An 18503-nucleotide genomic window follows, 5' to 3' on the forward strand; every position below is an offset into this window, starting at 1 on the left:
TGAGAACTCTTGGTTACAAATACGCGCACAGCACATGAGCCTTGGAAGCGGCCTCACAGTAAGAGCGCAAGCAGGTTCCAAGAGGGATATCAGCATGTACGACATGATCATCAGGGCGGGACGCCTGGGAAACGGGCAGCTCGTCGACGTCGCCATCAAGCATGGCAAGATAGCGGCGCTGGGTTCGCTGCCAGAAAGCTCGGAGACGAAGCAAACCCTCACTCTGGGTGGGCAGGTCCATGTGAGCGCCGGCTGGATTGACGGCCACACCCACTGCTACCCCGCCTCCCCCATCTATCACGATGAGCCGGACAAGGTGGGCGTGGAATCCGGCGTCACCACCGTCATCGACGCCGGCAGCACCGGAGCCGACGATGTGGACGACTTCCAGCGTCTCGCCGCCACCTGCAAGACCCGGGTGCATGCCCTGCTCAACATCTCCCGCATCGGTCTGCTGCGTCAGAACGAGCTGGCGGATCCGGCAGACATCGATCCCGCCCTCGCCCAGGCGGCCATCCGGCGCCATCCCGGCTTCATCGTCGGCATCAAGGCGCGCATGAGCGGCAGCGTGGTGGGTGAAAGCGGTCTGCAACCCCTGCGCATGGCCAAGCAGATCCAGCAGGCCAATGGCAACCTGCCACTGATGGTGCACGTGGGCAACACGCCGCCGGATCTGGACGAGATCGTCGCCCTGCTGGGGGAGGGCGATCTGCTGACCCACTGCTTCAACGGCAAGCCCAACCGCATCCTGACCCCTGCGGGTGAACTGCGCCAGGCGGTGCGCGAGGCGATGCGGCGGGGACTCTTGCTCGACATCGGCCATGGCGGTGCCAGCTTCAGCTTCGAGGTGGCAGAGCTGGCCATTGCCCAGGGCATCCTGCCCCACACCATCAGTTCAGACATCTACTGCAAGAACCGCATCAAGGGGCCCGTCTACAGCCTTGCCCACGTGATGTCGAAGTTCTTCGCCATCGGCATGACCCTGGAGCAGGTACTCGCCTGCGTCACTCACCAGGCCGCCGATGCCCTGCGCCTGCCCGGTAAGGGGCGACTCGAGGTGGGCGCCGATGCAGACATCACCCTGTTCGAGGTGAGCTGCGGCCCCACTCTCTTTACCGATACCGAGGCCGGCACCCGCAACGGTGATCGGCAACTGCTCCCTCTCGCCGCCCTGGTGGGCGGCGCACTGGTTCTGACTCACTACGGGAAATCACACCATGCCTTCTGTGTATGAGAAATACCGGCTCAAACCGGTGATCAACGCCTCCGGGCGCATGACCATCCTCGGCGTATCCACCCCCGAGCAGGAGGTGGTCGATGCGGTCAACTTCGGCCTCGGCCACTACTTCGAGGTGAAGGATCTGGTCAACAAGACCGGCGCCTACCTGGCCGATCTGCTGGGCGTTGAAGATGCGGTGGTGGTCTCCTGCGCCAGCGCCGGCATCGCCCAGTCGGTGGCCGCCGTGATAGTGCGCGGCGACCCCTATCGCCTCGAGCAGTTGCATGCTCATGCCCACGACGTGCCGAGCGACATCGTGCTGCCCAAGGGCCACAACGTGAACTTTGGTGCCCCCGTCGGCACCATGGTCAACCTGGGGGGCGGCAGGGTGGTGGAGGCAGGCTACGCCAACGAGTGCACACCCGCCCAGCTGGCCGCCGCCATCAATGCCAATACCGCCGCCATCCTCTATATCAAGTCCCACCACTGCGTGCAGAAGAGCATTCTGTCGGTGGCCGAGGCGGCCGAGGTGGCCAAGGCCCACGGGCTCCCGCTCATCGTCGATGCGGCGGCGGAGGAGGATCTGCGCCTCTATTACAACAAGGGGGCGGATCTGGTCATCTACAGCGGTGCCAAGGCCATCGAAGGGCCCACCAGCGGCCTGGTGCTCGGCAGGCGTCAGTATGTGGAGTGGGTCAAGCAGCAGGCCAACGGCATCGGCCGTGCCATGAAGGTGGGCAAGGAGGGGATCCTCGGCCTGACCCACGCCATCGAGCGCTATCTGGCCAAGGAGAAGGAGAGCAGCGCCGCCATGGTCGCCAAGATGACCCCCTTCATCGAGCGCCTCAACCAGCTGCCCGGCATCAGCGCCAAGGTAGTGTCGGACAGCGCGGGGCGCGACATCGCCCGCACCGATATCGCCTTCGACCACCAGCAGATCGGCATGACCACGGTGGAAGTGGTCTCCCACCTGCAACAGGGTACACCTGCCATCTACTGCCGTGGCTACAAGGCCAACGAGGGGCACATCGAGATAGACGTGCGCAGCGTCACCCTGCCCCAGCTCGACCAGATCCATGCTGCCATTGCCAACCTCGTTCAGGAGAACAACTGATGTCCCTTACCCCCAACTACTACCGTGATCGGGTCTGTCTCAACGTGCTGGCAGGTTCCAAAGAGAATGCCGTCGACATTTATGAAGCCGCCGAGGGCCACGTGCTGGTCGGTGTGCTCTCCAAAAACTACCCGGATGTGCCCTCCGCCGTCGCCGACATGCAGGCCTACGCCAGGCTTATCGACAACGCCCTCTCCATCGGGCTGGGGGCCGGCGATCCGCGCCAGTCCCCCATGGTGGCCGAGCTGGCTCGCCAGCTGCAGCCCCAGCACGTCAACCAGGTGTTCACTGGCGTTGGCGCCAGCAGGGCGCTGCTCGGCCAGTCGGAAACGCTGGTCAACGGCCTGATCTCCCCCACCGGCATGCCGGGCATGGTGAAGATCTCCACCGGTCCCCTGAGCAGCCAGCAGCCCGACGGCATCGTCCCCATCGACACCGCCATCGCCCTACTCAAGGACATGGGGGGCAGCTCGGTCAAGTTCTTCCCCATGGGGGGACTCGCCTGCCGCGCCGAGTATCAGGCGGTGGCCGAGGCTTGTGCCCGCCACGGCTTCTGGCTGGAGCCCACCGGCGGCATCGATCTGGACAACTTCGAGGAGATAGTGCGCATCGCGCTGGATGCCGGGGTCGAGAAGGTGATCCCCCACATCTACAGCTCCATCATCGACAGCACGAGCGGTCAGACCCGTCCCGAGGACGTGCGTACCCTGCTGGCCACAATGAAAGGACTGCTGGCATAGCGACACCCTCAGGCACCGGTCCGATCACTGACCGGTGCTTGGCTTGTCAATGACCCCCTTGTTAACATCGATTTTTCATTCCGCGACAGGAGCCCGATCCCGCCTCATGATCAAGCTGCCCCACCCCAGACTCCAGCAACTGCTCACCCTGCTCCACGCCGAGCCGCTGCCGCAGGAGGAGCTGGCCCGCCGCCTCAATGTCTCCACCCGTACGGTGCGTACCGACGTGGCGACCCTGAACGAGCTCATCGCCACCCGGGGTGCCCACCTGATCCACCAGCGCGGCAGCGGCTATCAGCTCAAGATCTACAATCAGGGGCTGTTCGAGGCGCTGCTGGCGGCCCAGGAGCAGGAGAGCGGATTGCCCCGCACCAGCCGCGAGCGAGTGCTGCACCTGCAGATCCTGCTGTTGACGGCGGAACAGGGGATCAAGCTCGACGAATTGGCGGACACCTGGTATCTGAGCCGGGCGGCCTTGCAGGGTGACATGACGGAGGTGCGGGAGCGGCTCGCCCACTTCGGGCTCGCCATCGACAGCAGACCCCGGCTGGGGATGCGCATCCAGGGGGGCGAGACGGCGATCCGCGCCTGCCTCACCCAGCTGCTCTGCCAGGAGCTGCTGCACCGGCATCCGCTCCAGAGCCTGCTGCCCACCCTCTGCCCCAGCAAGACGCTGGAGGTAGTAGGCAACCACATTCACGAGCAACTCGGTCGCCATCAGCTGCGTCTGGCCGACGAGAGCCTGCAGCAAGTCACCGTCTACTGCGCCGTCGCCCTGCTGCGCCAGGCGTCCGGCCACGAGTTGCGGCAGTTTGCCAGCGACGACATCACGCCGGCCCTGGCTGCGGTGGCCCGCGACATCTATGCCGAGCTGCCGACCCTGACTTCACCGGGGCAGGAAGAGATCGCCTGTCTCGCCATCCAGATCCAGGCTCGCCTCACTGCAGAGACGCCCCTGCTCAGCCCGGCCATGGCGGCCGAGAGCGAGCAGCTGACGGCGCACCTGCTGGGTTACATCCACCAGCACTACCCTTATGACCTTCGCGGCGATCCGCAATTGCGAGCCGACCTGCAGACCCACATCGGCGCCATGCTGCTGCGGGTCAAATACCAGATTGGTAGCCACAATCCCCTGGCGGACCACATCAAGCAGTATTACCCCCTCGCCTACGACATCACCCTGGCGGCCATCTCTGAGTGGATCAGGCAGACCCCCTACCGATTGACCCACCACGAGATCGGCTACCTGGTGATCCACATCGGAGTCGGCCTGGAGCGCCACTACGACATCGGTTACACCCGGCGCCCCCAGGCGCTGCTGCTGTGCGATGCGGGCAACGCCACCTTCCGGGTGCTGGAAGCACGCATCCGGCGGGAATACCCCCAACTGCAGCTGACCACGCTGGAGTCGGTGCGGGACTATGAGGGACTGGTGCGAGTCGAGCAGGATTTCGTCATCAGCACCCTCAAGGTGAGCGAGAAGAATGCTCCCGTGGTGCAGGTGGCCCCCTTCCCGACCCAATACCAGCTGGAGCAGCTCGGCAAGCTGGTGCTCGTCGATCGCACCCGTCCCTATCTGCTCGACAAGTATTTCGATGCCGACCACTTCATGGTGCTTGATGAACCCATCAGCCAGGGGATGCTGTTTGATCGCATCTGCAGCCAGCTTGAGGCGGAGGATCTGGTGCAGAGCGGATTCCGGGGATCCTTGCAGGAGCGGGAGCGGATCGTCTCCACCCTGCTGGGGGACGGCATCGCTCTGCCCCACTCCCTCGGCCTGCTGGCGCGCCGCACCCTGGTCTATACCGTGCTGGCCCCCCAGGGGATCGATTGGGGAAACGGCGAGAGCGCTACCCTCATCTTCGTGCTGGCCATCGCCAAGGCGGATTATGAGGAAGCCATGGGACTTTATGATCTGTTTCTGGCACTGATGAACGAAAAAGCCAGCAGAAGTCTGCTGGCTTGTCGGGATTTTGCCGCTTTCAAGGCGCTGGCTCGCAGCGCACCTTGAGCACGCCGAGGCGTATTACTCCTCATTGAAGCCCGAGGTGAACAGCGCCACCACGGCGGCCAGGGCCTCCACCTCTTCGGGGCCCTCCACCTGCACCTCCACCTGTTTGCCCTGGGCGGAGTCCAACATCAGCAGGCCGATCACGCTGTCCGCGTCGGCCTCGACTCCCTCTTCGTTGCGCAGCAGCACGTGGGCATCGAACCCCTGCACCAGCTCGAACAGCATCATGGCCGGTCGGGCGTGAATGCCTAACTTGTTTTTGACTTCTACCGAGGCGGAAACGGTCATCTGAGCATCCTGTGGATCTGTCAGGCGGGGTTTGAACGCTTGTCCAACGTGCGATGGCGGATCTGCACGTTCTTGCCAAGCAACCGGAATGCGCTGGCCAGCCGCTCGGCGATGAACACCGAGCGGTGTTGTCCGCCGGTACAGCCAATCCCGACGGTCACATAGCTGCGATTGTTGCGCTCCAGGTGGGGCAACCAGGTCCCCAGCATATTCTCGATCTGCTGGATGAACAGCATGACATCCGGCTGGCTGGAGAGGTAGTTGGCCACGGGCTCATCCTTTCCGGTGAAGGGCTTGAGCTCCGGGATCCAGTGCGGGTTGGGCAGGAAACGGGCGTCGAACACGAAGTCCGCATCCTTGGGAATGCCGTACTTGAAACCGAATGACTCGAACACCAGCACCAGCTCGTTCTCTTTCTTGCCGAGCACCCGGGTTTTGATGAGCTCGCTGAGATCGTGAATGCTGAGGTTGGTGGTGTCGATGCGCAGGTCGGCGGTCGAGGAGAGCGGTGCCAGCAGGTGGGTCTCTTCCCGGATCGCCTCGTCCAGCGAAAGCTTGTTGCGGGACAGAGGGTGCAGACGGCGGCTCTCACCGTAGCGTTTGAGCAGGGTCGCGTTGTCCGCATCGAAGAAGAAGCTCGAAAACTTGACTCGCCCCTCGTTGCGCACCTGGCTCAGCAGGTTCTCCAGCCTGTCTGCCTGGGCAGGCAGGTTGCGCACGTCGATGCTGACCGCCAGCTTGTCATACTGGCTCTCCACCGACACGATCAACTGGGGCAGCAGGTTGACCGGCAGGTTGTCCACGCAGTAGTACCCGAGATCCTCGAGCACCCTCAGGGCCACCGTCTTGCCGGAGCCCGAACGACCGCTTACTACTATTAACTGCATCTTGTCCCCTCACGCCAACGTGGCTGTGTCAGACCCGGCCTCAGGCCGACGTCATGATCTGATAGAGTTCTTCGTCGCTGGTCGCCTGGCGCAGCTGGCGGCAGACGGCCTTGTCAGCCAGTTTGGATGCCATCAGGGAAAGAGTCTTGAGGTGCTGCTTGCACTCGCTTTCCGGCACCAGCAATGCAAAGAGCAGGTCAACCGGTTGATTGTCGATAGAATCGAAAGGGATGGGCTCGGAGAAGGTCATCAACACGGCGGTCGGCGCGAAGGCGTCGTCAATCCGACCGTGGGGGATGGCGATACCGGCTCCGATCCCGGTACTGCCCATCTTTTCTCGCGCCAGCAGGCTTTCAAACAGGACCTGGCGGGAAGCGCCGAGGCGCTCTGCGGCCAGTTCACTGATGATCTCGAGCGCGCGTTTCTTGCTGGTACAAGGGACCGCACTCTTGGTGCAGTCCCGACTCAGTATGTGTTCAAGTTGCATAGTTATTTTTGATTTAACTTATCTTTGTGCTTGATGATCTGCCGATCCAGTTTATCCAGCAGGGTATCAATCGCCGCATACATGTCGGCATGCTGCGAATTGGCGAACACCTCTCCCCCGCTGACATGCAGCTTGGCTTCGGCGATCTGGTTCAGTTTTTCGACGCTCAACACCACGTGTACGTTGTTGATATGGTCAAAGTGACGCTCGAGTTTGGCAAATTTGTTGTTCACATAATCACGCAGAGCTTCGGTAATCTCGACATGGTGTCCGGTCAGGTTAATTTGCATAACGTCTTCCTTTTGTTTGCCTAAACCAGGCGTTTGCGCTGATTGGATGGCGGGATCAACAAGGATTCACGGTACTTTGCGATCGTGCGTCTCGCCACCATAATACCCTGTTCGGCCAGCAAATCCGCGATCTTGCTATCACTAAGCGGCTTGGCGGGGTTTTCCGCCGTCACCAGCTTCTTGATCAGGGCGCGAATAGCGGTCGATGAGCACTCTCCTCCTCCCTCCGTATTGACGTGACTGGAGAAAAAAAACTTCAGTTCAAAAATGCCGCGGGGCGTATGCATGTACTTCTGGGTCGTGACCCGTGAAATGGTCGACTCATGCATCTCCACCGCTTCCGCGATGTCGTTGAGTACCATGGGTTTCATGGCCTCTTCGCCGTACTCGAAAAAGCCCTGCTGCTGCTCGACGATGCAGCTGGCCACCTTGAGCAGGGTGTCGTTACGACTCTCCAGGCTCTTGATGAACCACTTGGCTTCCTGCAAATGAGAACGGATGAACTGGGTATCCGTGCTGCTGCGAGCATTGCGCGCCATGGCCGCATAGGCCTCGTTGACACGGATGCGCGGAGCAGAGTCCGGATTGAGTTCAACCACCCACTTGCTGCCCTTCTTGACCACGGACACATCCGGGATCACGTACTGGGATTCACTCTGGATGATGCCGTTGCCGGGTCTGGGCTCCAGTTGCTGGATGAGATCCAGCACCTCCTTGAGATCGCTCTCCTTGAGGCGGGTCTTGCGAGCCAGGGTGCGGTAGTCGCGATTGCCGAGCAGGTCCATGTGTTCGCGGATCACCTCTCTGGCTTCGTCGAGCCAGGGCAGGTCCGGCGAATACTGGCCGAGCTGGATCAGCAGACACTCTTGCACCGAACGGGCGGCGATGCCGACCGGATCGAAATGCTGCACCCGCTTGAGCACGGCTTCGATCTCATCCAGTTCGACTTCTACCTCCTCGCTGCTGACTGCAGCCTGAATATCCTCGAGGGTGGCAGTCAGATACCCGGATTCGTCGATGGCATCGATGATGGCAAGGGCGATGGCCGCATCCACATCACTGAACGGGGTGAGCCGCATCTGCCACAGCAGGTAGTCTTGCAGGTTCTCGGTGGTCTCCCCCTGATAGACGCTGTCTTCCCCGTCATGGATGGGGCCTGCACTCTGAGCTGTACCGGCCGAGTAGACCTCGTCCCAGGTGGTGTCCACCGGCAGTTCATCCGGCATGCTCTCCTGGGCCATGGCATCGCTGGAGTCGAGTTGACTGGCGTCCTGTGTCTCTGTCTGACTGGTTTCCTGCGCCTCGTTCTCCTCTTGCTCCAGCAAGGGGTTGTTGTCGAGCGCTTGCTGAATTTCCTGCTGGAGTTCCAGGGTGGAGAGCTGGAGCAGACGAATCGCTTGTTGTAATTGTGGCGTCATGGTCAGGGACTGACCGAGACGCAACTGTAATGTCGGCTTCATCTACGTCGGGATATCCTTATGTTCAGCGAGGCAGTCACCTAACAAAAATGAGGGGTGCCCCCTTACTATAGACTGAATTGATCGCCCAAATAGACGCGCTTGACCTGCTCATCGGCGAGGATATCGGCCGGCGCGCCCTCGGCAATCATCTTGCCGTGGCTGACGATGTAGGCCTTCTCGCACACATCCAGCGTCTCTCTGACGTTGTGGTCCGTTATCAGCACACCCAACCCGCGTTCTTTCAGATGCTGGATGATCTTTTTGATATCGATGACTGAAATAGGATCAACACCTGCGAAAGGCTCATCGAGCAGAATGAATCTCGGCTCTGCCGCCAGCGCCCGGGCGATTTCCACCCGGCGCCGCTCCCCACCCGAGAGGCTCTGGCCCAGGCTGTCGCGGATATGGGTGATATTGAACTCTTCCAGCAACTGTTCGACCTTATCCTCCCGCTCTTCGCGGCTCAACCCCTTGCGGGTCTGCATGACCCCCATCAAGTTGTCGAACACCGACAGGCGCCGGAAGATGGAGGCCTCCTGGGGCAGATAGCCGATGCCATTGCGGGCACGGATATGCATGGGCTGCAGGCTGATGTCCTGCTCGTCGATGGTGATGAGGCCGGCATCTCGCTGCACCAGGCCCACGATCATGTAGAAGGAGGTCGTCTTGCCCGCGCCATTCGGGCCGAGCAGGCCCACGATCTGGCCCGTACCCACCTCCAGGCTCACATCGCTGACCACCATGCGGCGCTTGTAGCTCTTTTGCAGACCCGTTGCTTTTAACACTGCCATGGCTGTTGTTTCCTACTTCTTCTGATCGGCGGGTTTGTCAAAGTTCTCCACCTGATCCGGCAGGAACACCGTCTTGACGCGCTGGGTGGGCCCCTTGCTCTCGGCAATCATCTTCTGCTTGACGATGTCGTAGCGAATGAGATCGCCGGTCACCTGGCTGTCTTCCTGCTTGAGCTGGCCATTGCCGGTGATGGTCACCAACCGGTTCTTAAGCTCGTAGCGGATGCTGTTGCCATGGGCATTGACCGGTTTGCCGTTGTCCAGTACCTGGAAGAAAGTGGCTGGGTTGCCATACGCGGTCATCACCTCGGCGCCCTTGTCGCCGGAGCGGATCACCACCACCTTGTCGGCCTTAATCTTGATGGTGCCCTGGGTGATGATGACATCCTCGCTGAAGGTGATGCGGTTGTCCTGCATCTCGGCCACCTGCTTGACCGCATCTACATAGACCTTCTCGGCGAAATCGGACTCTTTGGCATTCAGGGAACCGCACAGCAACAGGGCCGTGAGGGCCAGATTAACGTTTTTCATTGAAATAAGTGGCATGGCCTTTATCCAGTAACTCGAAATATTTACGTTCCAGGTGACCCTTGAGGCCAACGCCCTCGGTCTGGAACTCCTGGCCCACAATGCTGATGTGCTGGTTGCTTCTCATCCCCTGCGTCACCAGATCCAGCTCCAGATAGGAAGTATCCAGCGTGGAGATGAAGGACGCGGGCAGCAGACCGTCCAGATGCACCTTGTCACGGAGGATCACATTGTCATCGGTGTTGAGCACCCCGGTTTCGGCCGTCAGCTTCCATTCGGCCGCGCCCTTGTCATCGAACATGTAGACCACCGGCTTGGTGAAAGTGGCCTGCTCGAGTACCTGGTAGTACTCCGCATATTCGGATTCCAGCCGCTCGGTGCGCTTGCCCTGCTCGTTGAAACGGGTCGTCACCAACTCTCTGGCGGTGAAGTCCGGTTGAAAATTTTCCGTCTTGGTGGTCGGCTCGGGGACCAGCTCGATCTCCCCCAGCTGCCAGGCCGCCAGCGCAGCCAGAAACAGCAGGCCGAACAGCACAGTCTGTTTGTTCATCGCGACGCCTCGGGTTGATAGTCAGCCAATCCCTGGGCCTGCAAGATCAGGTCGCACACCTCGCGCACGGCCCCGACGCCACCGCCAAGCCGCGTCACCAGATCCGCCTTCGCCAGCACAAGCGGATGGGCATCGGCAACGGCGATACCCAGGCCGCAAGCCTGCATCACCGGCAGATCGATGGTGTCATCTCCCATATAGGCGGCTTGCGATGCATCCAGCCCGAGCTTGGTCAGCAAGGCCTCGAAGTGGGGCAGCTTTTTGTCTGCACCCTGCACCAGGTGCTGGACTCCCAGACTCTGCATGCGATCGCTGACGATGCGGGAGTTTCGCCCCGTGATGATGGCAATCTCGATGCCCGCATTGAGCAGGGCACGCATGCCGGCACCGTCACGGGTGCAGAAAATCTTCAGCTCTTCGCCGTTATTGCCCATATAGATGAAGCCGTTGGAGAGCACCCCATCCACATCGCACACCAGCAGGCGGATCTGCGCCGCCTTCTCGTACTGGCTGCGCGTCACCGGACCATAGAGGGTCGGTACGTCTTGCATCAAATTACTCCGGCTTTCAGCAGGTCATGCATGTTGAAGGCACCCAGCGGGTGTCTCTCCCCATCCACGACCAACAACCCGTTGATTTTCCTGGTTTCCATCAGCTTGACGGCCTCGGCCGCCATCATCTCAGGCCCTACGGTAACACAGTTCACCGTCATGACGCGGCTGATGGGGGTGTGATGGATGTCCACCTGCAGGTCCAGAATGCGGCGCAGGTCACCATCGGTGAACAGACCGGCAAGCAGCCCTTGATCGTCCACCACCGCCGTCATGCCGAGCCCCTTGCGGCTCACTTCCAGCAGCGCCTGGCTGATGGTGGCATCTATCCCCACCTTGGGCAACAGCTCGCCGCTGTGCATCAGATCGCCCACTCGCAACAGCAACCGCTTGCCGAGGGACCCGCCCGGATGCGACAGCGCAAAGTCATCGGCGGTGAAGCCACGGGCCTCCAGCAGGGCCACGGCCAGCGCGTCCCCCATCACCAGGGTGGCAGTAGTGCTGGATGTCGGGGCCAGACCGAGGGGGCAGGCCTCTTTCTCCACCTTGATGCACAGGTGCACGTTGGCCTCTTTCGCCATGGTGGAAGCCGGATTGCCTGTCATGCAGATGAGTGGAATGCCGCGGCGCTTGAGCACCGGCAGCAGGGCCAGGATCTCGTCGCTCTCGCCGGAGTTGGAAATGGCGATGATGAGATCCCCGGCTGAGATCATGCCGAGATCCCCGTGGCTCGCCTCGCCCGGGTGCAGGAAGAAGGCGGGCGTTCCCGTGCTGGCCAGGGTCGCGGCAATCTTGTTGCCGATATGACCCGACTTGCCCATGCCGGTCACCACTATCTTGCCGCCACAGCGCAGCACCATCTCGCAGGCGCGCTCGAACGCCTCGTCAAGGTACTGGTAGAGTCCATCAATGGCTTGTTTTTCTATGTCCAGCACCGCTCGGCCGCTGCGACGGAAATCGAACAATTCAGACACTTTTTCAGGCTTTACAGACATAAAGGCACAGCTCCGGGCCGAAATTTGCTGCGGGATTATAAAAAAGTCTGCCGAGATAAGCGAATCGGATGCGGAATGGGCGGTCATTGACGCAGGTTGTTACATAAAACTGTCGCGTACTTGGGGGGGAAACCCGCTCAATAGTTGTTCCTCGCTGTTGCTTAGACCTAGACTAGCCCATAAAATTCGCTCTTCATTTATACCGGATGGACAATTGTTTGAACGATGACCTGATCACCATCTCCGACCTGACCTTCAGTCACGGGGATCGGCTGCTGTACGACAGGATCAACCTGACCATTCCCCGTGGCAAGGTCACCGCCGTCATGGGTCCGAGCGGGATCGGCAAGACCACCTTGCTGCGCCTGATCGGGGGCCAGCTCAAGCCTGAGTCCGGTCACATTCTGTTTGACGGGGAAGACGTTCCCACGCTCTCCCGTTCACGCTTGTATGAAGTGCGTAAACGGATGAGCATGCTGTTCCAGAGTGGCGCATTGTTCACCGGCATGACCGTCTTCGACAACGTGGCTTTCCCGCTGCGGGAGCACTCCGGCCTGCCGGAAGAGCTGATCCGCACCATCGTCATGATGAAACTGCAGGCTGTCGGTCTGCGCGGGGCGGCCAAGCTGATGCCGTCCGAGCTCTCCGGTGGCATGGCGCGTCGCGCGGCCCTGGCGAGATCCATCGCGCTGGATCCGGATCTCATCATGTATGACGAGCCCTTCGTGGGGCAGGACCCCATCACCATGGCGGTGCTGGTGAAGCTCATCAAGGAGCTCAACGATGCCCTCGGCATCACCTCCGTCATCGTCACCCACGACGTGAAGGAGGTGCTGAGCATCGCCGACTACGCCTATATCATCGCCAACCGCAAGGTAGTGGCACACGGCACACCGGAGCAGCTGCGCGAGGAGCACAATCCCGAAGTCGAGCAGTTCCTCAAGGGATTGCCCGACGGTCCTGTTCCGTTTCATTTTCCGGCAGGCGACCTGCTACAGGATCTGTGATGTTGACAAGTCAGATAAGCAAGTTGGGCCGCAGCGGTGTGCGTTTCATCAACGCCGTCGGCCGGGCAACCATCATGCTGTTTCATGCACTGGCAGGACGACCCCAGCCACGCAAGCACTTCCCGCTGCTGGTGCAGCAACTGTATGTGGTGGGAGTGCAATCCGTCGCCATCATACTGGTGTCAGGCCTCTTCATCGGCATGGTGCTCTCCCTGCAGGGTTACAACGTATTGAAGGATTTCGGCGCAGAGCAGAGCCTGGGGCCTCTGGTTTCCCTCTCCCTGCTCCGTGAGCTGGGTCCTGTGGTCACCGCCCTGCTGTTCGCCGGTCGTGCGGGCTCCGCCCTCACCGCCGAGATCGGCCTGATGAAGGCCACCGAGCAGCTCTCCAGCCTGGAGATGATGGCGGTCGATCCGCTGCGCCGGGTCGTGGCGCCCCGCTTCTGGGCCGGGGTCATCAGCATGCCGCTGCTGGCCTTCATGTTCAGCCTGATCGGCATCTTTGGCGGCAAGCTGGTTGGTGTCGACTGGCTGGGGGTGGACGAAGGCAGTTTCTGGTCCGCCATGCAGGCCTCCGTCGACTGGCAGGACGACATCATGCAGGGCGCCATCAAGAGCCTGATCTTCGCCCTGGTGGTGACCTGGATAGCGCTCTTCAACGGCTATGATGCCAAACCGACCTCGGCCGGGATCAGTCAGGCGACGACCCGTACCGTGGTTCACTCATCCCTGGCCGTGCTCGGTCTGGATTTTATACTCACCGCAGTCATGTTTGGATAAGGGAAAGATGAAGTTCAGCAAAGTAGAATTTCTGGTTGGCGCCTTCATGCTGGCTGGCATCGCGGCCATTCTGGCATTGGCACTGCAAGTGGCGGGATTGAGTTTCAAACCGGAAGGAGAAACCTATACCCTGCGCGCCCATTTCGATAATATCGGCGGCCTGAAAGTGCGCTCGCCGGTCAAGGTCGGCGGCGTCGTCGTCGGTCGTGTCAGCGACATCACCCTGGATCCCAAGAGCCAGGTCCCCATCGTTTCCCTGCAGATGCAGAAGAGTGCCGGCGAGTTCTCCGAGACCAGCACCCTCTCCATCCTGACCTCTGGCCTGCTCGGTGAGCAGTACATCGGTCTGGCACCGGGGTTCAGCGATGAGGAGATGGGCACCAGCATGCTCAAGGATGGCGACATGATCGAAGACACCAAGTCCGCCATCGTGCTGGAAGATCTGATTGGCAAGTTCCTCTACAGCCAGTCCTCTCCGGCCAACACACCCGCAACCAAGGAGTAACCATGTTCAAGAAGATCGCCCTGATGCTGGGTCTGATGACCAGCATGCTGTTCTCCCTCGTCGCCCGTGCGGATGTCAACACTTCGGACCCCTATGCCCTCGTGGATCAGGCCGCCCAGCAGACCTTTGCCCGCCTGAAAGCCGATCAGGCCCAGGTGAAGAGCAACCCCGATCACCTGCGCGTTATCATCCGCGAGGAGCTGCTGCCCTACGTGGACAACCGCTTCGCCGCCTACAAGGTGCTCGGCAACCAGATCAAACAGACGACCCCTGCCCAGCGTGACGCCTTTGTGGACGTCTTCACCGAGTACATGGTGAGCTCCTACGCCGACGCCCTGGCACACTTTGACAAGCAGACCGTCAAGGTCCAGCCCGGTAAAGCCGCCGAGAGCAACATCACCGCCGTCAACGTCAGCGTGAAAGAGGCCGGCAAGCCGGACATCTTCCTCGAGTTCAAGCTGCGCAAGAACAACAAGACCGGCGAGTGGAAAGCCTTCGACATGGTTGCCGAAGGGATCAGCCTGCTCTCCGCCAAGCAGAACGAGCTGGGCGGCCTCATTCGCCAGAACGGCATCGATGCGGTGATCGCCCAGCTGCGTGAACACAACGCCAAGCCGCTGGTGATCAAGTCATGATCCTGAGCGGTGACTTGCAGGCCCCGCAGGTCAACGATCTGTGGCAACGCCGCGCCGACTGGTGGCAGGACGATCGGCTCGAACTCGGTGCCGTCACTACCCTGGATTCCGCCGGCCTTGCCCTGCTGGTCAAGTGGGCCAAGGCGGCACTGGCACGGGGTGCCACTCCGACACTGGTGGGTGCCTCCAACGATTTCCATACGCTGGCCAACCTCTACGGGGTGGCCAGCCTCTTTCATTCAACCCCGCTCACAACTGAGGACTCATAATGCAAGTCTCTGAAATTGAAGCGATACTCCTCGAGGCTTTGCCATTGTCCGAAGTCCATGTCAAAGGGGACGGCAGTCACTACCAGGTGATCGCCGTCGGCGACATGTTTGACGGCATGAGCCGGGTCAAGAAACAACAGGCCATCTATGCCCCGCTGATGGACAAGATCGCCACCAACGAGATCCACGCTCTCTCCATCAAGGCCTATACCGACGCCGAGTGGAAACGCGAGCGTAAATTCCAGCTGCCCTCCTGATTTGGTAAAGAAGTAAACCATGGACAAATTCAAGATCACCGGCCCCTGCACCCTCTCCGGTGAAGTGACCATCTCCGGCGCCAAGAATGCCGCCCTGCCCATCCTGTTTGCCACCCTGCTGTGTGACGAAGAGGTTCAACTCTCCAACGTACCGCGCCTGAAAGACGTGGGTACCACCCTCAAGCTGCTGGAGATGCTGGGCGCCACCACCAAGGTCAACGGCAACGTGACCGTGCTGACCGGCGCGGTAAACAATCATGTCGCCCCCTACGAGCTGGTGAAGACCATGCGTGCCTCCATCCTGGCCCTGGGCCCGCTGGCAGCCCGCTTCGGTGCAGCAGACGTCTCCCTGCCCGGCGGCTGTGCCATCGGTGCCCGCCCGGTCAACCTGCATGTCCACGGCCTGGAGCTGATGGGCGCGAAGATCGTCATCGAAGAGGGCTACATCAAAGCCCGCGTCGACGGCCGCCTGAAAGGTGCCCACATCCTGATGGACATGGTTTCCGTGACCGGTACCGAGAACCTGATGATGGCCGCCACCCTAGCTGACGGTCGCACCGTGATCGAAAACGCCGCCCGTGAGCCGGAGGTGGTCGATCTGGCCAACTTCCTCAACGCGCTGGGCGCCAAGATCCAGGGCGCTGGCACCGATACCCTGACCATCGACGGCGTAGAACGTCTGCACGGTGGCAGCTACAGCGTGCAGCCCGATCGCATCGAGACCGGCACCTTCCTGGTGGGCGCCGCCGTGACCGGTGGCAAGATCACCTGCCGCAACACCGACCCCAGCCTGCTGGAAGCCGTACTGGTCAAACTGGAAGAGGCTGGCGCCCTGATTGAAAAGGGTGACGACTGGCTCACCCTCGACATGACAGGTCGTACCCTGAAACCTGTCACCATCAAGACCGCCCCCTACCCGGCGTTCCCGACCGACATGCAGGCACAGTTCACCGTGCTGAACGCGGTCGCCCAGGGCACCGGCATGGTCACCGAGACCATCTTCGAGAACCGCTTCATGCACGTGCCCGAGCTGGTACGGATGGGTGCCGACATCGAACTGCAGGGCAATGTGGCCATCTGCCGCGACACCCAGCAGCTCAAGGGTGCCCAGGTGATGGCGACCGATCTGCGCGCCTCCGCCAGCCTGGTGCTGGCCGGCTTCGTGGCCGAAGGGGCCACCATCGTCGATCGCATCTATCACATCGACCGTGGCTACGAAGACATCGAGCACAAGCTGCAAGGCCTGGGTGGTCGCATCGAGCGCATCAAGGAATAAGCTGGCTTCACCATGAGCCGACGATAAAAAAGGCCCTCTCGCCAGGCGAGGGGGCCTTTTTCATGACTCCGAATGGCGGCACCCCCTTCTCCCCTTGCGGGAGAAGGGGGCGGGGACGAGGAGGACAAGCAGACACCCTTTCCCCGAGGGAGAGGGTCAAGGGTTCAGGCGGTCAGCCGCTCCAGCTCGCCGATAAGCCAGATGGCCTCCTGGCGATGGGAGCCGCACACGTCCGCCATGGGGCGAAAGCCGCCGCACACCGCCGGGCGCTCCGGCTGGCCGAAGATCTTGCACCCCAGGTGCGCATCGAGCTGCACACAGGGCACACCGGCGGGCTTGCCGTCCGGCATGCCGGGAATGGCACTGCTGATGCTGGGGGCGATGCAGCAGACACCGCATCCCTGACGACATTCCATGTGATTTTTCCTCTGTGGGGCACCGCAGTGTAGCAAGGAGTCCGGTTTCTCCTAAGCCTTATCCCTGCCCGGGCACCCTGGCGCCCTGCAGAGCGCAAAAAGCCCGGCAGTGCCGCAATGCTGTTCACTTAAGAGAATTTGAGTTCCAGTCCACGTAGTATCAGGACAAAAAATCGAGGGAGGCATGATGCCTCCCTCTTTCTATTGCAAGCCCCGCTGGATAAAGGCTGGAGGAAGATCGACTGGACACAGCCTTGCCCCCTCAACTCAAATCCAATTTATGAATAATCAGTCAAAAAAGTGCTTATCTGAACAGCATTGCGGCAGTGCCGGGCTTTTTGCTGCGGGAGTCAGCACATCACAGGATGATGTCGCGTACCACGCTGTCCTTGCGATCCAGGAAGTGGATCGACTTGATACGACGGATGGTGCGCGATTTACCGCGGATCAGCAGGGTCTCGGTGGTCGCCATGACGCCGTCGCTGGTGATCCCTTCCAGCAGATCACCCTTGGTGATGCCGGTGGCCGAGAAGATGACGTTGTCATTCTTGGCCAGATCTTCGAGCTTGAGCACCTTGCTCACGTCGATGCCCAGCTCCTCGCAGCGCGCGATCTCCTGTTCACCCAGGGCGCGAACCTCGGGGCTGTCACCCTTGACCTGGTGGCGGGGGATCAGGCGAGCCTGCATGTCGCCGTCCAGGGCGCGGATCACCGCGGCGGAGATCACCCCTTCCGGCGCGCCACCGATGCCGTAGAGCATGTCCACTTCGCTGTCCGGCAGACAGGTGAGGATGGAAGCGGCCACGTCGCCGTCGGGAATGGCGAACACCCGCACGCCCAGACCCTGCATCTCCTTGATTGCCTTGTCATGACGCGGCTTGGCCAGGGTAATGACGGTCAGACGGGAGAGCGGCTTGCCCAGCGCCTTGGCCACGGACTTCAGGTTCAGCTCGAGAGCCTGATCCAGGTCGATGGCGCCTTTGGCCTTGGGGCCGACGATCAGCTTTTCCATGTACATATCAGGCGCTTTCAGGAAAGAACCCTTGTCGCCCACCGCCAGCACGGCCAGCGCGTTGGCCTGACCCATGGCAGTCATGCGGGTCCCCTCGATGGGATCGACCGCGATATCCACCGCGTCGCCGTGTCCGGTACCGACCTTCTCGCCGATATAGAGCATCGGCGCTTCATCAATTTCACCTTCGCCGATCACAATCTCACCATCGATCTCGATCTGGTTGAGAATGTGGCGCATGGCCGCTACGGCCGCCCCATCAGCGATATTCTTGTCACCACGTCCGAGCCACTTGTAGCCAGCCAGTGCAGCCGCTTCCGTCACTCGGGAAAACTCGATTGCCAGTTCACGTCTCATCGCATATCCAACCTATGGAGCTCGAAAACGGGCGGCATTCTACCACAAGGGCAAACCTTTGCGCACAAAAGTAGCCGCT

The 18503-nt window shown here is 61.0% G+C and carries 23 protein-coding genes; 11 read left to right on the forward strand and 12 right to left on the reverse strand.

The features are described 5' to 3' along the window. The first annotated feature begins 94 nt into the window (after window positions 1-94). The 4 genes from MUW49_RS07450 to MUW49_RS07465 all read left to right on the forward strand — a co-directional run bounded on the left by MUW49_RS07450 (window position 95) and on the right by MUW49_RS07465 (window position 5084). Window positions 95-1234: an amidohydrolase/deacetylase family metallohydrolase gene (locus tag MUW49_RS07450; RefSeq protein ID WP_244812574.1), complete on the forward strand. Its 1140-nt coding sequence runs from the start codon at window positions 95-97 to the stop codon at window positions 1232-1234. Further along, window positions 1218-2333, forward strand: a complete 1116-nt coding sequence (locus MUW49_RS07455; RefSeq protein WP_244812575.1) for a DgaE family pyridoxal phosphate-dependent ammonia lyase — start codon at window positions 1218-1220, stop codon at window positions 2331-2333. Before MUW49_RS07450 ends, MUW49_RS07455 begins: the two co-directional genes overlap by 17 nt. Next, on the forward strand, window positions 2333-3073 hold the full coding sequence (locus tag MUW49_RS07460; protein WP_244812577.1) for a KDGP aldolase family protein: 741 nt from the start codon (window positions 2333-2335) through the stop codon (window positions 3071-3073). Before MUW49_RS07455 ends, MUW49_RS07460 begins: the two co-directional genes overlap by 1 nt. 106 nt (window positions 3074-3179) lie before the next feature. Further along, window positions 3180-5084, forward strand: a complete 1905-nt coding sequence (locus MUW49_RS07465; protein WP_244812578.1) for a PRD domain-containing protein — start codon at window positions 3180-3182, stop codon at window positions 5082-5084. A 15-nt stretch (window positions 5085-5099) separates the two neighbouring features. Here the strand turns inward: MUW49_RS07465 and npr are convergent, their stop codons facing one another. From npr to MUW49_RS07515, 10 genes are all read right to left on the reverse strand, one after another. Then, window positions 5100-5372, reverse strand: coding sequence for a PTS phosphocarrier protein NPr (gene npr, locus MUW49_RS07470; RefSeq protein WP_010675868.1), 273 nt, complete (start codon window positions 5370-5372; stop codon window positions 5100-5102). 20 nt (window positions 5373-5392) lie between these two features. Further along, a complete protein-coding gene (gene rapZ, locus MUW49_RS07475) occupies window positions 5393-6259 on the reverse strand; it encodes an RNase adapter RapZ (RefSeq protein ID WP_010675869.1) in 867 nt (288 codons plus the stop codon). Window positions 6260-6299: 40 nt separating this feature from the next. After that, window positions 6300-6746, reverse strand: a complete 447-nt coding sequence (gene ptsN, locus MUW49_RS07480; protein WP_103858763.1) for a PTS IIA-like nitrogen regulatory protein PtsN — start codon at window positions 6744-6746, stop codon at window positions 6300-6302. A 2-nt stretch (window positions 6747-6748) separates the two neighbouring features. Next, window positions 6749-7036, reverse strand: a complete 288-nt coding sequence (gene hpf, locus MUW49_RS07485) for a ribosome hibernation promoting factor (protein ID WP_005305957.1) — start codon at window positions 7034-7036, stop codon at window positions 6749-6751. 20 nt (window positions 7037-7056) lie between these two features. Next, a complete protein-coding gene (locus MUW49_RS07490; RefSeq protein WP_039040474.1) occupies window positions 7057-8496 on the reverse strand; it encodes an RNA polymerase factor sigma-54 in 1440 nt (479 codons plus the stop codon). 65 nt (window positions 8497-8561) lie between these two features. After that, window positions 8562-9287 carry an LPS export ABC transporter ATP-binding protein gene (lptB, locus tag MUW49_RS07495; protein ID WP_010675872.1) on the reverse strand — a complete coding sequence of 242 codons (726 nt, stop codon included), beginning with the start codon at window positions 9285-9287 and terminating at the stop codon, window positions 8562-8564. A gap of 12 nt (window positions 9288-9299) precedes the next feature. Next, complete coding sequence (gene lptA, locus MUW49_RS07500) at window positions 9300-9818, reverse strand: lipopolysaccharide transport periplasmic protein LptA (RefSeq protein ID WP_010675873.1); 519 nt, start codon at window positions 9816-9818, stop codon at window positions 9300-9302. Further along, complete coding sequence (gene lptC / locus MUW49_RS07505) at window positions 9805-10365, reverse strand: LPS export ABC transporter periplasmic protein LptC (protein ID WP_039040473.1); 561 nt, start codon at window positions 10363-10365, stop codon at window positions 9805-9807. Before lptC ends, lptA begins: the two co-directional genes overlap by 14 nt. Next, window positions 10362-10916, reverse strand: a complete 555-nt coding sequence (gene kdsC, locus MUW49_RS07510) for a 3-deoxy-manno-octulosonate-8-phosphatase KdsC (protein ID WP_227263085.1) — start codon at window positions 10914-10916, stop codon at window positions 10362-10364. Before kdsC ends, lptC begins: the two co-directional genes overlap by 4 nt. Further along, entirely contained in the window at window positions 10916-11911 is a 996-nt protein-coding gene (locus MUW49_RS07515; protein WP_227263086.1) for a KpsF/GutQ family sugar-phosphate isomerase, read from the reverse strand. The genes kdsC and MUW49_RS07515 overlap by 1 nt, the downstream gene beginning before the upstream one ends. A gap of 206 nt (window positions 11912-12117) precedes the next feature. Here MUW49_RS07515 and mlaF point away from each other — a divergent pair, with 206 nt between their 5' ends. Genes mlaF through murA form a run of 7 tightly spaced genes read left to right on the forward strand, consistent with a single transcriptional unit; the run spans window position 12118 to window position 16639 of the window. Beyond that, complete coding sequence (mlaF, locus tag MUW49_RS07520; RefSeq protein WP_029314846.1) at window positions 12118-12918, forward strand: phospholipid ABC transporter ATP-binding protein MlaF; 801 nt, start codon at window positions 12118-12120, stop codon at window positions 12916-12918. Then, window positions 12918-13697, forward strand: a complete 780-nt coding sequence (gene mlaE / locus MUW49_RS07525) for a lipid asymmetry maintenance ABC transporter permease subunit MlaE (RefSeq protein ID WP_010675878.1) — start codon at window positions 12918-12920, stop codon at window positions 13695-13697. The genes mlaF and mlaE overlap by 1 nt, the downstream gene beginning before the upstream one ends. A 7-nt stretch (window positions 13698-13704) precedes the next feature. Further along, complete coding sequence (mlaD, locus tag MUW49_RS07530; RefSeq protein WP_010675879.1) at window positions 13705-14202, forward strand: outer membrane lipid asymmetry maintenance protein MlaD; 498 nt, start codon at window positions 13705-13707, stop codon at window positions 14200-14202. Between the two features lie 2 nt (window positions 14203-14204). Further along, window positions 14205-14837 carry a phospholipid-binding protein MlaC gene (gene mlaC, locus MUW49_RS07535; RefSeq protein WP_039040470.1) on the forward strand — a complete coding sequence of 211 codons (633 nt, stop codon included), beginning with the start codon at window positions 14205-14207 and terminating at the stop codon, window positions 14835-14837. Next, window positions 14834-15106: an STAS domain-containing protein gene (locus tag MUW49_RS07540; RefSeq protein WP_010675881.1), complete on the forward strand. Its 273-nt coding sequence runs from the start codon at window positions 14834-14836 to the stop codon at window positions 15104-15106. The genes mlaC and MUW49_RS07540 overlap by 4 nt, the downstream gene beginning before the upstream one ends. After that, the gene (gene ibaG / locus MUW49_RS07545) at window positions 15106-15363 is read left to right on the forward strand and encodes a BolA family iron metabolism protein IbaG (protein ID WP_010675882.1); all 258 of its coding nucleotides are present in this window, start codon (window positions 15106-15108) and stop codon (window positions 15361-15363) included. Before MUW49_RS07540 ends, ibaG begins: the two co-directional genes overlap by 1 nt. A gap of 19 nt (window positions 15364-15382) precedes the next feature. Then, entirely contained in the window at window positions 15383-16639 is a 1257-nt protein-coding gene (murA, locus tag MUW49_RS07550; protein ID WP_109112473.1) for a UDP-N-acetylglucosamine 1-carboxyvinyltransferase, read from the forward strand. 164 nt (window positions 16640-16803) lie between these two features. On the opposite strand, the gene MUW49_RS07555 is transcribed toward murA, so the two are convergent. Both MUW49_RS07555 and glpX read right to left on the reverse strand, forming a co-directional pair. Then, window positions 16804-17055, reverse strand: coding sequence for a YkgJ family cysteine cluster protein (locus tag MUW49_RS07555; RefSeq protein ID WP_113978264.1), 252 nt, complete (start codon window positions 17053-17055; stop codon window positions 16804-16806). A gap of 358 nt (window positions 17056-17413) precedes the next feature. Beyond that, window positions 17414-18424: a class II fructose-bisphosphatase gene (glpX, locus tag MUW49_RS07560; RefSeq protein WP_113978263.1), complete on the reverse strand. Its 1011-nt coding sequence runs from the start codon at window positions 18422-18424 to the stop codon at window positions 17414-17416. Between the last annotated feature and the right edge of the window lie 79 nt (window positions 18425-18503).

Source organism: Aeromonas sp. LsrichE-8G (genome assembly GCF_022869435.1).
Lineage (GTDB): Bacteria > Pseudomonadota > Gammaproteobacteria > Enterobacterales > Aeromonadaceae > Aeromonas > Aeromonas caviae.